General features: G+C 62.4%; 12 protein-coding genes. 10 read left to right on the top strand and 2 right to left on the bottom strand.

Annotated features, from left to right (window positions below; all coding sequences use genetic code 11):
- Window position 1 precedes the first annotated feature (1 nt).
- Window positions 2–385 (bottom strand): YkvA family protein, encoded by a 384-nt coding sequence (locus tag A4A58_RS17915; protein ID WP_068734555.1) that lies wholly within the window; start codon window positions 383–385, stop codon window positions 2–4.
- Between the two features lie 217 nt (window positions 386–602).
- Between A4A58_RS17915 and A4A58_RS17910 the strand changes: the two genes are divergently transcribed.
- The 3 genes from A4A58_RS17910 (at window position 603) to A4A58_RS17900 (ending at window position 5,233) form a co-directional block, all read left to right on the top strand.
- A complete protein-coding gene (locus A4A58_RS17910; protein WP_068734553.1) occupies window positions 603–2,384 on the top strand; it encodes an acyl-CoA dehydrogenase in 1,782 nt (593 codons plus the stop codon).
- A 107-nt stretch (window positions 2,385–2,491) separates the two neighbouring features.
- Window positions 2,492–3,256, top strand: coding sequence for a crotonase/enoyl-CoA hydratase family protein (locus A4A58_RS17905; RefSeq protein WP_068734551.1), 765 nt, complete (start codon window positions 2,492–2,494; stop codon window positions 3,254–3,256).
- Between the two features lie 336 nt (window positions 3,257–3,592).
- The gene (locus tag A4A58_RS17900) at window positions 3,593–5,233 is read left to right on the top strand and encodes a bifunctional metallophosphatase/5'-nucleotidase (RefSeq protein ID WP_068734549.1); all 1,641 of its coding nucleotides are present in this window, start codon (window positions 3,593–3,595) and stop codon (window positions 5,231–5,233) included.
- A gap of 964 nt (window positions 5,234–6,197) precedes the next feature.
- Here the strand turns inward: A4A58_RS17900 and A4A58_RS30360 are convergent.
- Window positions 6,198–6,542, bottom strand: coding sequence for a hypothetical protein (locus A4A58_RS30360; protein ID WP_139069876.1), 345 nt, complete (start codon window positions 6,540–6,542; stop codon window positions 6,198–6,200).
- An 88-nt stretch (window positions 6,543–6,630) separates the two neighbouring features.
- Between A4A58_RS30360 and A4A58_RS17895 the strand changes: the two genes are divergently transcribed.
- The 7 genes from A4A58_RS17895 to A4A58_RS17865 all read left to right on the top strand — a co-directional run bounded on the left by A4A58_RS17895 (window position 6,631) and on the right by A4A58_RS17865 (window position 14,261).
- Window positions 6,631–7,566: a histone deacetylase family protein gene (locus A4A58_RS17895; RefSeq protein WP_068734546.1), complete on the top strand. Its 936-nt coding sequence runs from the start codon at window positions 6,631–6,633 to the stop codon at window positions 7,564–7,566.
- 92 nt (window positions 7,567–7,658) lie between these two features.
- Window positions 7,659–7,910, top strand: a complete 252-nt coding sequence (locus A4A58_RS17890) for an exodeoxyribonuclease VII small subunit (protein WP_068734542.1) — start codon at window positions 7,659–7,661, stop codon at window positions 7,908–7,910.
- A 101-nt stretch (window positions 7,911–8,011) separates the two neighbouring features.
- Entirely contained in the window at window positions 8,012–9,319 is a 1,308-nt protein-coding gene (locus A4A58_RS17885) for an alpha/beta hydrolase (protein WP_139069875.1), read from the top strand.
- Window positions 9,320–9,662: 343 nt separating this feature from the next.
- On the top strand, window positions 9,663–11,588 hold the full coding sequence (gene dxs / locus A4A58_RS17880; RefSeq protein ID WP_068734539.1) for a 1-deoxy-D-xylulose-5-phosphate synthase: 1,926 nt from the start codon (window positions 9,663–9,665) through the stop codon (window positions 11,586–11,588).
- A gap of 141 nt (window positions 11,589–11,729) precedes the next feature.
- Entirely contained in the window at window positions 11,730–12,272 is a 543-nt protein-coding gene (locus A4A58_RS17875; RefSeq protein WP_068734537.1) for a nucleoside 2-deoxyribosyltransferase, read from the top strand.
- Between the two features lie 2 nt (window positions 12,273–12,274).
- Window positions 12,275–13,030: a TlyA family RNA methyltransferase gene (locus tag A4A58_RS17870; RefSeq protein ID WP_068734535.1), complete on the top strand. Its 756-nt coding sequence runs from the start codon at window positions 12,275–12,277 to the stop codon at window positions 13,028–13,030.
- Window positions 13,023–14,261, top strand: coding sequence for a class I SAM-dependent RNA methyltransferase (locus tag A4A58_RS17865; RefSeq protein ID WP_068735317.1), 1,239 nt, complete (start codon window positions 13,023–13,025; stop codon window positions 14,259–14,261). The genes A4A58_RS17870 and A4A58_RS17865 overlap by 8 nt, the downstream gene beginning before the upstream one ends.
- Window positions 14,262–14,276 lie beyond the last annotated feature (15 nt).

The raw sequence follows: 14,276 nt of genomic DNA, 5'->3' as shown, positions 1-14,276 counted from the left end.
ATCAGGTCCGCATCCAGTAGCGATAGCCGAGCCACCCGATCAGGAGTGCGCTAGCGAGCCACAATACGATGATGGCGATCATGCCCGACCTGCTGGTCGGGCGTTCTGCAGCCTCCCGCGCCTTGATCCGGTACTCGGCCATCACCTCGCCCGGGACCAGCGCCACCACGAGCCAGATACCCAGCGGCACGATGATCAGGTCGTCGAGATAGCCGAGGATCGGGACGAAGTCCGGAATGAGATCGATCGGCGACAGCGCATAGGCGGCGACAGCGATAGCGAGAACTTTCGCAAACCATGGCACCCGCGGATCGCGCGCGGCGAGATAGACGGCATGCGTGTCCGTCTTGATGTGTCGTGCCCAGCCTTTGATCCGCGTCAACATGAATGTCTCGTATCGCACAAGTCACCTTCAGGATAGCCATTGATAATGCTGGAGAAGTTGGCGGATTTCGCTTCCTCATACGAAGGTTCGAAGCTTCCCACCCCAGCCACAGCGGGCCCCGGATGCGCCCTTTGGCGTGTTGAGGGGCCGCCCGTTTCGTGGGAAGACGGCGGAAAGCTGAAAAGTGTACCCAAAGAATTTCTGGGAGCGAGATGCCATGACCTACCGAGCACCGATCAACGACATGCTGCTGGCCCTGAATCATGGCGCCGGCCTGCAGGCGGCCCTGAAAGCCGGCCATTACGGCGATTTCGACGCCGACATGACCGCTGCCGTGCTCGAAGAAGCCGGCCGCTTTGCCAGTGACGTGTTGGCGCCGCTCAATACCGTAGGCGACAAGAACGGTATCAAGCTTGCCGACAACAAGGTCACCACCGCCCCCGGCTGGCCCGATGCCTACGCGCGCTGGACCGCCGCCGGCTGGAACGGCGTCTCCGGCCCCGAGGCCTTCGGCGGCCAGGGCCTGCCGCTGGCGATCAATGCCGCCTGCACCGAGATCTGGAGCGCGTCGAACATCGCTTTCGGCCTCTGCCCGCTACTGACACTCTCCGCCATCGAAGCACTCGATGCCCATGGCAGCGACGAGCTGAAAAAGATCTATCTGGAGAAGCTGGTCACCGGCGAATGGACCGGCACCATGCAGCTCACCGAGCCGCAGGCCGGCTCCGATGTCGGCGCGCTGCGCTCGCGCGCCGAGCGCCAGGCCGATGGCAGCTATCGCATCTCCGGCACCAAGATCTTCATCACCTATGGCGATCACGACATGACCGACAACATCGTGCATTTCGTGCTTGCGCGATTGCCCGATGCACCCGCTGGCACCAAGGGCATCTCGCTGTTCCTGATTCCGAAATTTCTGGTCAATGCCGATGGCTCGCTCGGCGAGCGTAACGACATCCATGCCTCCGGCGTCGAGCACAAGCTCGGCATGCACGCCTCCCCCACCTGCACCATGACCATGGGCGACAAGGGCGGCGCGATCGGCTACCTGATCGGCGAAGAGAACCGCGGCATGCTGTGCATGTTCACGATGATGAACCAGGCCCGGCTCGGCGTCGGCCTTGAAGGCGTCGGCATCGCCGACCGCGCCTATCAGCAGGCACTGGCCTTCGCGCAGGAACGCAAGCAGGGCCGCGGCATCGGCAGCAAGACGGCCGGCATGGATCCGATCATCGTGCATCCCGACGTCAAGCGCATGCTGATGCAAATGCGCGTCATGACCGCGGCTGCGCGCACGATCTGCTACGCCACCGCCGTGGCGCTCGATATCTCCGCGCGTTCGCCCGACGCCAAGGTGCGCACCGAAGCGGCCGCGCGCGGCGCATTGCTGACGCCGATCGCCAAGGCCTTCTCGACCGATATCGGCAATGAAGTGACGTCATTGGGTGTGCAGATCCATGGCGGTATGGGCTTTATCGAGGAGACCGGCGCGGCGCAGCACTACCGCGATGCGCGCATCACGGCGATCTATGAAGGCACCAACGGTATCCAGTCGATCGATCTCGTCACGCGAAAACTCGCGGCATCAGGCGGCGAAGCCGTGTGGGCGCTGCTTGACGAACTTGGCGGCATCGTGTCGCGCGTCGAGGCATCCAACGATCCCGCCTTCGGCACCACCGGCGCAAAACTCCGCGACGCACTCGGCTCGCTGGAGCGTTCGAGCAAGTGGCTGCTGGAGAAGCTGGCCTCGGCGCCGAACGACGCACTGTCCGGCGCCACGCCCTATCTGCGGCTGTTCGGCTCCGCGCTCGGCGGCTGCATGCTGGCCAACGAGGCGCTTGCAGCGCGCGACATCGACGGCGGCAGCGATGCGACGCGTTATGTCACGGTGGCGCGGTTCTTCGCCGAGAATGTTGCGGTGCAGGCGGGTTCTCTTGAGCGCACCGTGATGGACTCCAGTGAATCCGTGATGTCGGCCGATGCCGTTTTGCTGGCATAAGCCATCGCCCACCATATCGGCCGCAGCGGATTGATGTAATATCCGGCGGAGGAAACGCGCCAACCGCGCTTTTTGCGGGGCGCTATGGGCTATGCCAGGGAATTGACATGACCGAACATCTGATCGTGACCGACGAAGAGGCCACGCGCGTGATCACGCTGCGCCGGCCGGAAAAGAAGAACGCGCTGACGCAGGACATGTATCGCGCCATGTCGGATGCGATCGACACCGCGCAGAACAATCCCGATATCCGCTGCATGATCATCACCGGCGGCTCCGGCGCCTTCACCGCGGGCAATGACCTGCAGGATTTTCTGAAAGACGGCACCGAACCGAAAGCCCCCGAATTCCGTTCCTCCAATGCCATCAAGTTTCTCTATTCGCTGGCCCAAAATACCAAGCCGATCATCGCGGCTGTCGACGGCATCGCCATCGGCATCGGCACCACGATGCTGTTTCACTGCGATTATGTGCTGGCCTCGACCACGGCAACCTTCAAGACGCCCTTCATCCATCTCGGCCTGGTGCCGGAAGGCGCATCCAGCCTGCTGTTTCCGCGCACCATGGGCCATCAGCGCGCCTTCGCGGCGCTGGTGATGGGCCGCGCCATGGATGCGGAGGACGGCAAGGCCGCCGGCTTCGTCAATGAAGTCGTTGCGCCCGGCCATACCGAAGTCGAGGCGCGCAAGGTCGCCCGCGAAATCTGCGCCCTGCCCGCCGAAGCCGTGGCGATCTCGCGCCGGCTGCTGAAACTCCCGCCCGAGGATCTCACGCGGCGCATCGATCAGGAAAGCCATCTGTTCGGCGAACGCATGAAGTCGCAGGAGGCGATTGCGGCTTTCAAGGCGTTCTTCGCGCGCAAGAAGGGGTGATGATTCTGCGCTTTCTTAACCTCTCCCCGTTCCCGTGCGAAGCGCAGCTTCGCTAGGCGGGGAGAGGTCGACGTTCAGGCGCGCAGCGCATGAAGGTCGGGTGAGGGGCATGGCACTGTCGTCAACGCAATTGTGAGCTATCGTGTCGCTGTCACGTCAAACGACAACGGCATGAATGACTACTTATCGCAGCGAAAGTTGCGGACATCCGACCCGAGGGATCTTCCGGAATTGCTGACATCGTGCCCTGCCCCTCACCCGACCGGCTTCGCTGCGCTTCGCCCGTCGACCTCTCCCCGCAAAGGGCGGGGAGAGGTTAGGACAGCCGCACGTGCAATGATCGCAGCCTGCTTACTGGGCTCAACGAGTGTTTACGCTCAATCCCCCCCTTCGGTCGACGTCACCGTCCTCGCCATCAACGACTTCCACGGCAATCTGCGCCCTGCCCCCGGCGGCATCACCATCGACGATCCCGCCGACAGGACGAAGAAGATCACCGTGCCCGCCGGCGGTGCCGAGCATATGGCGACGCTGGTGAAGCAGCTCCGCGCCGACAAGACGAACAGCGTGTTCGTGGCCGCCGGCGACCTGATCGGCGCCAGCCCGTTTCTCTCCGCGCTGTTTCATGACGAACCGACCATCGAAGCACTGTCGATGATGGGCCTTGAGATCGCCTCGGTCGGCAATCACGAATTCGATGAAGGCCGCGAGGAGCTGCTACGCATGCAGACCGGCGGCTGCCATCCCGTCGACGGCTGTCAGGGCCCGCATCCGTTTGCTGGCGCGACGTTCAACTATCTCGCCGCCTCGACCATCGATACCAAGACCGGCAAACCGCTGCTGCCGTCCTATCAGATCAAGACATTCGACGGCATTCCCGTCGCCTTCATCGGGCTGACGCTGAAAGGTACGCCCGGCCTCGTCGCGCCGCCCGGCATTGCCGGTCTCGAATTCAGGGACGAGGCAGACACCGTCAACGCACTGGTGCCCGAACTGAAGGCCAAAGGCGTCGAGGCCATCGTGGTGCTGATCCATGAAGGTGGCTTCCCCACCGGCGACTACAATGAATGCCCGGGCATTTCCGGACCAATCGTCGATATTGTGAAGAAGTTCGATAAGGCGGTCGATGTCGTGGTCAGTGGTCACACCCACCGCGCCTATACGTGCCAGATCGACGGACGGCTCGTCACCTCGGGCGACAAATATGGCACGCTGGTCACCACCATCGACCTCAAGCTCGACCGTACAACGCGCGATGTCATCAGCGCCAAGGCCGACAATGTCATCGTGCGCACGGCGACCTATCCCGCCGATCCCGCGCAGACCGCCTTGCTCGCCGCCTATGACAAGGTAGCCGCGCCGATTGCCCGTCGCCCCGCCGGATCGGTCACCGCAACGCTGTCGCGCATGCCCGACATGACGACCGGCGAAAGCCCACTTGGCGATATCATCGCCGACGCACATCTCGCTGCGACATCGGCCGGCAATCTCGGCGCCGCCGTGATCGCCTTCACCAATCCCGGCGGCATCCGCGCCGACATCGTGAGGTCCGCTGACGGCAGCGTGACCTATGGCGACGTTTTCGCAGCACAGCCGTTCCGCAACCAGCTGGTGACGCTGACGCTCACAGGTGCGCAGATCAAGGCGATGCTCGAGCAGCAATGGAACACCCCGAGCCGGCCGCGCATCCTGCAGGTCTCGAAAGGCTTCAGCTACGCCTGGGATAACAGCGCAGCCGCCGGCCAGCGCGTTCCACCCGGGCGCATGATGCTGGATGGCAAGGTGATCGATCTCACGGCCAACTATCGCGTCACCGTGAACGGCTTTCTGGCCGTCGGCGGCGATGGCTTCACGGTATTGAAAGAGGGCCAGCAGCCGCTGGTCGGCGTCTATGATGTCGATGCGCTGAACGCTTACATGAAGGCCAACAGCCCGGTGTCGCCGATGCCGCTGGGGCGGATTGCGCGGGTGGATTAGCGGAACGACTGTCTGCCCTAAGCTGTCATTCCGGAATCATCATGGCTCGTCATTCCGGGGCGGGACGGACCGCGCAGCGGGCCGGCATGAGCCCGGAATCTCGAAGTGTTCTGCACTGAACAGGTCGGGATTCCCTGCCACTCCAAGTGGAGTGGCTGAGGTTCGCGTCCGGCAAGTGCCGGCCGCGCCCCGGAATGACAGTTTGGGGCGGCAAGACAGCGCCCGAACATTTTTTCCTATCTCTCGTTGACAACATCCCCATCAGGTTTATATTCCTCTTTGTCCTGACCCACCGAGAGGGGCGATCGCGATCGTCACGTTCGCGGGGTGGGATGCGGTGGACGCCGAAGATGCGGCGTTACGCGGTTCATGGGTGACGGCTGTCTTCGGGCAGGCCGGATCGTCTGTGGTCAGGATACCACTGGGACAGGCGGCACGGTTTGCCTTCGGGTGGAAGAAACCTGCAGATCACGCGACGGACGACCAAGTCAAAACGCGTTCGGCTTACTCGCTTGAGGCACCCTGTCCCTTCGCCTTGGGACTGTAATTTTGGTGATCGGATCGTTCGCCATGGCGAAGCGCAAGCAACCGAAAAAACACCGTATGCGGAACGTCGGGCAATCGCTCGGCGCCTCCGAAAGTCCTGATGCATTACTCTTGCGGAAGACCGCGTCGGCATCAGGCCCAAGGGTGCAACGGGCACCTGGCGTTCCGCACGCCCTCTCACAAGGGGCTAGGAATGCAAGAGACGACGGCGCCCCCGCGCCGCAAACAATGGGGGCGATGACGCATGTCTGAAGAGCAGTGGCTGTTTGACGGTTGAAGACGCTGAGACGCGCAGGCGTTCGCGATATCCCTCCCTCAAGCGGCGAAGCCGCGCAGTGGGGAGGGTCGGCCGAACGAGGCGATGCGCAGCGTCGCTGAAGTGGAGGCCGGGGTGGGGTGCCCCACGTGAGAGCGTCGCCTATTGCAACACCCCACCCGTCTCGACCGCTGATGCGGTCGATCCACCCTCCCCACGGCGCGGCTCCGCCGCTTGAGGGAGGGAAAGAAAGAGCGCCGCCATATTCAACATGCACTTGCCGATCCGTCCATGATCGTCATGAAATTCAACGGCCTCCACTTTCAACCGTCGCCTGCACATATGCGCGCGCAGCTGCAGAATTCGGACGGCATTGATACGTGTACCATCTCTGAAGAATGCTGTTGTCCCTATTGATAGCCGCCGACGCTTCATGCGCGTTTCAATTCTGCGCAGTCGCGCCGCATCGATGAATCGCCGTGAATCGGTCGTGCGCGAGAACTGCACCGGCGATGTCCCTCTATCGGAACCTGACCCGACCAGCTAGGTTATCGTCCCATCATACCAGCGCACCCCACGCTTGCGGACCATTTGCATGACGACACTTCTCCTGAGCCATCCGGCCTCGCTCGATCACCTCACCCCGCCCGGTCATCCCGAACGCCCCGACCGTATGCGCGCGGTGGCGCAGGCACTCAGCGAAGACCGTTTCAACGCGCTGGTGCGGAGCGAAGCGCCGAAGGGCGATCTCGAAGTGGTCAGCCTGTGCCATGACAATCACTACATCGACGAATTGCGCCACGTTGCGCCGAGTAGCGGCCTCGTCTATCTCGACGGCGACACGTCGATGTCCCCCGGCACCTGGGAAGCCGTGATGCGCGGCGTCGGCGGCGCAATCGCGGCGACCGACGCAGTCATGAAAGGCGAGCACAGCAATGCCTTTGTCGCGACGCGCCCGCCCGGCCATCACGCCGAGCACAACAAACCGATGGGCTTCTGCTTTTTCGATCAGGCCGCGATTGCAGCGCGGTATGCGCAGCGCACCTACGGCATTACCCGTGCGGCCGTCGTGGATTTCGACGTCCACCATGGCAATGGCACGCAGGACATTTTCTGGGCCGACCCTACGGTGATGTATTGCTCGACACATCAGATGCCTCTGTTTCCCGGCACCGGCGCATCCCAGGAGCGCGGTGAGCACGACACGGTCGTCAATGCACCGCTGCATGACGGCGACGGCAGTGCAAAATTTCGCTCTGCCTTCGACAATCTCATCCTCCCGCAATTGCAGAAATTCGCACCGGAACTGCTGATCATCTCCGCAGGCTTCGATGCGCATCGCCGCGATCCGCTCGCGTCGCTCAATCTGGACGCCGAGGATTTCGGCTGGGTGACGCGCAAGCTGATGGATCTCGCCGACAGCACCGCCGGTGGCCGCATTGTCTCGGTACTCGAGGGTGGTTATGATCTGCAGGGCTTGAAAGAATCGGCCGCAGCCCATGTTTCTGCGCTGATGGGGGCATCGCGCTGAAAGGGGCGCAGGTCGCAAAACGTACCCGCCACAATACGCCCTCAAACATATCTTTGACTCCGTCCTTCCAAAATGCGCACACGGGAAACCGAATGGCCGAGAACACCCATGCTGACGTCAAGAAGCTGACGTTTGAGACCGCGATCGAAGAACTGGAATCGATCGTGAAGCGCCTCGAAGACGGCAAGGTGCCGCTGGAAGAGTCGGTCGCCATCTATGAGCGTGGCGAGGCGCTGAAACGGCGCTGCGACGAATTGCTGCGTCAGGCCGAAGCGCGCGTGGACAAAATCACCACGGATTCGAACGGCAAAGCGATCGGCACCGAACCGCTGGACGTCCAGTAGGAAATCGCGCGGGCTGAGACCTCGCACCACCCCGCGGCCGAATTAGCGCTTGGCGCATGGCGCGGCCTGTTTATAGTCCGCCGTCAGTCCGGGGAACCAGCGTGCGCGTCCAGCACCGTCATGTCATCTATGTGCAGGGATACGATCCGCGGGGACTCTCGCAGTATTACCGCATGTTTCGGACCGAACTGCGCAAGTTCGGCCGCCTTTATGGTCTGACGACCTCGGTCAGCCGGCCGAAGGGCCATACGGACGGCGAATTCGCGCATGAATCGGCCTCCTGGCGCATCGAAACCTCCGGCGACGGCTGGCAGACCACGACCGATTACGACTTCCTGCGCTGGGAAGATATGATCCAGCGCGATCTGGCCGTGCCGATCTGGCGCACGCTCATCCACGCCATCGCCATCTATTGGGGCCTCGTCTTCTCCGGCACGATGGGCCGGTTCTGGAAGGCGCATTGGCGCTTCGCCACCTTCATCAGCTGGCCCCACGTCCTGCTGCTCAACGGAGCGATCTGGTCGGCGGGCATCGCCTGGCTGTTCGTGTTAGGGCTGCAGGCGCTTGGAATACACGGATTTCTGGTGGGCTGCGGCGCTGTGGCGGTGTTTGTGGCCGTGCTCGGCACGTTGCTGAAATACACCGAAAAGCACACCTATCTGCTCTATCTGATGGCCGACACGATCTTCACCTGGCAGTTTTCCCACGGCAACCGGCCGGACTGGGACGCCCGGATCGACCGCTTCGCGCAGCATCTGGTCCAGGTCGCCAAGTCTACCAAAGCGCAGGAAATCGTGCTGGTCGGTCACAGCTCCGGGTCGTTCCTTGGCTCCGAAATCCTCGCCCGTGCGCTGAAGCTCGATCCGGAACTCGGCAGCCACGGCCCTCGTGTCGTGCTGCTGACGCTCGGCGGCAATATGCCGATCGTCGGCTTCCATAGAGTCGCGCAAGGCTTTCGCGACAATTTGCGGCTGCTGGCCGTGGAGCCTTCCATCGACTGGATCGACTGCCAATCCCGCAAGGACGTCATGAACTTCTTCCCGTTCGATCCAATCGCCGGTCACGGGATCGACGCTGGCCCGGCCCGGCGGAATCCAACCATCGTCCCCGTCCGGTTCCGCGAAATCATCCGCCCGGAACATTACAACCGGTTCCGCTGGAAGTTCTTCCGGGTGCACTTCCAGTTCGTCATGGCCAATGAGCGGCCGCATGCCTACGATTTCTTCATGATCGTTTGCGGACCTGTGCCTCTCAGGGGGCGTGTCAGTCAGCCGGCTACAACTTTGGCGTTGGTCGATGGCCCCCCCACCACCCGCGAAAACGCATGGAAAAAGCTCGATTTGGGCGCCAAGAGCCCCACCCACACGGGTTCCCATGAGACGGAACCGGTCGCCCGGCGCATCGGCTAGGCACACCGCGCGAATGTCCATAGCGCCATTGTGCTGCCACCCCCGCAGGCACGGCGGTTGGCTTTGGCCATCGCTTTGGTGTAAAGGGACTAGGACTATGCGCTGACGAGCAGGCTGAAACGCCGGCCGTTAACGTAGATAAGCGCTTCATTCATCTGGCAAAAATGATCAGATGAAGTCGCCGCCAAGCATGTTAGATATCACACTGAAAAATCGAAGCCCATTATAAGGCCTCGAAACAGGCTTCCCGGTTCTGGAGGCTGCGGTTGTCCGGTGGGCGCGCGGAAACGCGACGGCTCCGATGCCAGACGCAGTCCCGGACATGTAAAATTGGAATAGTGCCGTGACCGATTTTAGTAAGACACCGCTGCTCGATACCATCAAGACTCCGGCAGATCTCCGGAAGCTGAAGATCGAGCGGGTTCGTCAGGTTGCCGACGAGCTTCGTCAGGAGACCATCGATGCGGTGTCCGTCACCGGCGGCCACTTCGGCGCCGGTCTCGGCGTTGTCGAACTGACCACCGCCCTCCACTACGTCTTCGATACGCCGCGCGACCGCATCATCTGGGACGTCGGCCATCAGGCCTATCCGCACAAGATCCTCACCGGTCGCCGCGACCGCATCCGTACGCTCCGCACCGCCGGTGGCCTGTCCGGCTTCACCAAGCGCAGCGAGAGCGAATACGATCCGTTCGGCGCCGCACATTCCTCGACCTCGATCTCCGCCGGCCTCGGCATGGCGGTTGCCCGCGACCTCTCCGGCGGCAAGAACAACGTTATCGCCGTGATCGGTGACGGTTCGATGTCGGCCGGCATGGCTTATGAAGCCATGAACAACGCCGGCGCGATGAATTCCCGCCTCATCGTCATCCTCAACGACAATGACATGTCGATCGCGCCGCCGGTCGGCGCCATGTCGGCCTATCTGTCGCGCATGTATTCGGGCAAGACCTACCGCTCGCTGCGCGATGCCGCCAAGCAGCTCGGCAAGCATCTGCCGAAGCTGATCGCCGACCGTGCCGAGCGCGTCGAAGAATATTCGCGCGGCTTCATGGTCAACGGCGGCACGCTGTTCGAAGAACTCGGCTTCTATTATGTCGGCCCGATCGACGGTCATAACCTCGATCACCTGCTGCCCGTGCTGCAGAACGTCCGCGACATGGAGACCGGCCCGATCCTGCTTCACGTCGTGACCCAGAAGGGCAAGGGCTACGGTCCGGCCGAAGCCGCCGCTGACAAATATCATGCGGTCGTCAAATTCGACGTCGCCACCGGCACCCAGTCGAAGTCCAAGCCCAACGCCCCAGCCTATCAGAACGTGTTCGGCCAGAGCCTCGTCAAGGAAGCCGAGAAGGACGACAAGATCGTCGCCATCACCGCGGCCATGCCGTCGGGTACAGGCGTCGACATCTTCAACAAGGCGTTCCCGAACCGCACCTTCGACGTCGGCATCGCGGAGCAGCACGCAGTGACCTTTGCCGCCGGTCTTGCGACCGAAGGCTACAAGCCGTTCTGCGCGATCTACTCGACCTTCCTGCAGCGCGGCTACGACCAGATCGTCCACGACGTGGCGATCCAGAACCTGCCCGTGCGTTTCGCCATCGATCGCGCCGGACTGGTCGGTGCGGATGGTGCGACCCATGCGGGCTCATTCGACAATGCCTATCTCGGCTGTCTGCCGAACATGGTCATCATGGCCGCCTCCGACGAGGCCGAACTGGTGCACATGGTCGCAACCCAGGTCGCCATCAACGATTCACCGAGCGCCCTGCGTTATCCCCGCGGCGAAGGCCGCGGCGTCGAGATGCCGGAAGTCGGCATTCCCCTGGAAATCGGCAAGGGCCGTATCGTCCGCGAAGGCAGCAAGGTTGCTCTTCTGTCGTTCGGCACGCGCCTTGCCGAGTGTGAGAAGGCCGCCGACGAACTCGCCGCCCACGGCCTGTCGACCACGATTGCCGACGCGCGCTTCATGAAGCCGCTCGACACCGACATGATCATGAAGCTCGCCCGCGATCACGAGATCCTTCTGACCGTCGAAGAAGGTTCGATTGGCGGATTCGGCTCGCATGTGATGCAGCTGCTCTCCGACAACGGCATGCTCGACGGCGGTCTGCGCATGCGCTCGCTGGTGCTGCCCGACATGTTCCAGGACCACGACACGCCGGCGGCGATGTATGCCCAGGCGGGTCTGGACTCCAAGGGCATCGTCAAGAAGGTGTTCGAGACCCTCGGCAAAGATTTCAAGGCCGAGACGGTCAAGCTCGCTTGATCTGTCGTTGAACGCGACATCGCGTTTGCAATTGCGAAGAGAATACGACGAGGCAATTCGGCGGGAACAGCCGGATTGCCTCGTTCTCGTCTGAATTGGCTCGTCAATGTCGGCGCAGCTCACCATGACGACGGGGACTTCATGAATATCTATCTCGCAGGCCCCGACGTGTTCCTGCCCAATGCCACCGAGATCGGCCGGCAGAAGGTCGCGCTCTGCAAGCGCCACGGCGCCCGCGGTTTCTTCCCGCTCGATAACGCCATCGACATCAATGCCGGCGACGCCTCGCGCCAGATTTTCCACGGCAACGAAGCGATGATGAATCATTGCGACATCATCATCGCTAATCTCACGCCGTTCCGCGGTCCCAGCGCCGACGCTGGTACGGTGTTCGAGCTCGGCTATATGGCGGGCCACGGCAAGCTCTGCTTCGGCTATTGCAACGACCCTGCGCTTTATCTCGACCGCGTCCGCCGCATGACCGAGGTCACCGATCGGGACGGACATCTGGTGGATGCGGATGGGCTCACCGTTGAGAATTTCGGCCTCGCCGACAATCTGATGATGATCCACGCGCTCGATCTCTATGGCGCGCCCATGATCTTCCCCCGCGAAGCACCCCAAGATCTCTGGCAGGATCTGACGAGCTTCGAAGCCTGTTTGAAACTTGCTGCATCGTACTGACCATGACAAAAACTCAGAACATTGCAACTGCGCCGCGCAAACGCGCCGATACGCTTCTCGTCGAACGCGGCATTTTCGAAAGCCGCGCACGTGCGCAAGCCGCCATCGAAGCAGGGCTTGTGAAGGCCAACGGCAAAGCGGTCGCCAAAGTGTCCGAGCCGTTGCCTCTCGACGCCGCGATCGAGGCTGAACCGGCGCATCCCTGGGTCTCACGCGGCGGCGTCAAGCTCGCAGGTGCGCTCGAGCTATATCCGATCGAGATCGAGGACCACGTCTGCCTCGACGTCGGCGCTTCCACCGGCGGTTTTACAGAAGTGCTGCTCGCCAACGGCGCCAGCATGGTCTTCTCCATCGATGTCGGGCACAGCCAGCTCCATCCATCACTGCATGGCCATCCGAAAATCATCTCCATGGAAGAGACGGATATCCGCAGCTATGAGAACAAGCGTCTGCCGGCCCGCCCGGATGTGGTCGTGATCGATGTCAGCTTCATTTCGCTGAAGGCCGTGCTGCCTGTCGCCCTGTCACTCGCTGCGGCGCCGATGAGTCTGCTGGCGCTGATCAAGCCGCAATTCGAAGCCGACCGGAAGCAATCCAAGCGCGGCATCATCAAGAACGCCGCCGTGCATCAGGCCATCTGCGACGACATCACGGATTTTGCCAGGACGCTCGGCTGCACCGATATCGAGGTCTTCCCGTCGTCGATTACCGGCGGTGACGGCAATATCGAATTCTTCATGGGTGCCCGGCGTGGCTGAACGCCTGACCATCGATCATGTCGGCCAACGCGGCGACGGCGTCAGCTTTGCAGACGGCGCGTCGCTGTTCGTGCCCTACACGCTGGCGCATGAGGTCGTCGACACGGAACGCGACGACGAGCATCCGGAGCGTCGACGACTGCTGCAGATCGACACCGGCAGCCCGGAACGAATTGATCCGTTCTGCACCTACTTCACGCGCTGTGGCGGCTGCGCCATCCAGCACTGGCAGCCCGATCCCTATCAGACCTGGAAGCGCCAGATCGTGATCGACACGCTGGCGCAGGCGAAGATCACCTGCCCGGTCGATCCGATCGTCGATGCTCATGGTGCCGGCCGCCGCCGCGTGACGCTGCATGCCCGGCGTGGCAGCGATGGCGGACTGCGTGTCGGCTTCGCGGCATCGGCGAGCCACGCGATCATCGCCATCGACGCGTGCCCGATCCTGGATCCTGCACTGGATGGCGCGCTCGATGCAGCGCGCGCGCTGGCCGAGGTGTTGAAGCCGGTCAGCAAGCCGCTGGACATTCAGGTGACAGCGGCCAGTAACGGACTAGATATCGACGTCCGCGGCACCGGGCCATTGCCGACCGCGATCATCACGGCGCTGTCGCGCATCGCTGAAGCGCACAAACTCGCGCGGCTGACACGCCATGGCGAACTCGTGCTGATGCGCGTGCCGCCGGTCGTGACGATGGGCAGCGCACAGGTCACGTTACCGCCAGGCTCATTCCTGCAGGCCACCGCGGCCGGTGAAGAGACATTGGCGGCGCTTGTGCTCCAGCTCTGCAAAGGCGCGAAAAACATCGCTGATCTTTTCTGCGGCATCGGCCCCTTCGCGCTCCGGCTTGCAACCAAATCCAAGGTCACCGCGCTCGACAGCGACAGTGGCGCGATCACATCGCTGCAGCAGGCCATCAAGGACACCAAGGGCCTGAAACCAATCAAGGCGGAGATGCGCGACCTGTTTCGCCGTCCACTGGTGCCGCAGGAATTGCGCGACTTCGACGCTGTCGTGTTCGATCCGCCGCGCCAGGGCGCGCAGGCACAAGTCGAACGGCTCGCGGCAAGCAAGATTCCCGTCGTCGTCGCCGTGTCGTGCAACGTCCAGACCTTCGCACGCGATGCAAAAATCCTGATCGATGGCGGCTACAAGCTCGACAGCGTCACACCCGTGGACCAATTCCGGCATACGCCCCATATCGAATTGGTGGCCCGCTTCAAACGCTAGTTGTCTTTTCACGGT

The organism is Tardiphaga robiniae, assembly GCF_001618955.1.
In the GTDB taxonomy this organism is placed as follows: Bacteria; Pseudomonadota; Alphaproteobacteria; order Rhizobiales; family Xanthobacteraceae; genus Tardiphaga; species Tardiphaga robiniae_A.
Note: the sequence above shows the minus strand (reverse complement) of the source record. Positions and strands in the feature narration are given on the sequence as shown.

Coding starts and splice junctions, on each gene's coding strand:
- A4A58_RS17870 (WP_068734535.1), top strand. CDS start 12,275: ATGACAAAAACTCAGAACATTGCAACTGCGCCGCGCAAACGCGCCGAT.
- A4A58_RS17900 (WP_068734549.1), top strand. CDS start 3,593: ATGATCGCAGCCTGCTTACTGGGCTCAACGAGTGTTTACGCTCAATCC.
- A4A58_RS17895 (WP_068734546.1), top strand. CDS start 6,631: ATGACGACACTTCTCCTGAGCCATCCGGCCTCGCTCGATCACCTCACC.
- A4A58_RS17915 (WP_068734555.1), bottom strand. CDS start 385: ATGTTGACGCGGATCAAAGGCTGGGCACGACACATCAAGACGGACACG.
- A4A58_RS17905 (WP_068734551.1), top strand. CDS start 2,492: ATGACCGAACATCTGATCGTGACCGACGAAGAGGCCACGCGCGTGATC.
- A4A58_RS17875 (WP_068734537.1), top strand. CDS start 11,730: ATGAATATCTATCTCGCAGGCCCCGACGTGTTCCTGCCCAATGCCACC.
- A4A58_RS17910 (WP_068734553.1), top strand. CDS start 603: ATGACCTACCGAGCACCGATCAACGACATGCTGCTGGCCCTGAATCAT.
- A4A58_RS17890 (WP_068734542.1), top strand. CDS start 7,659: ATGGCCGAGAACACCCATGCTGACGTCAAGAAGCTGACGTTTGAGACC.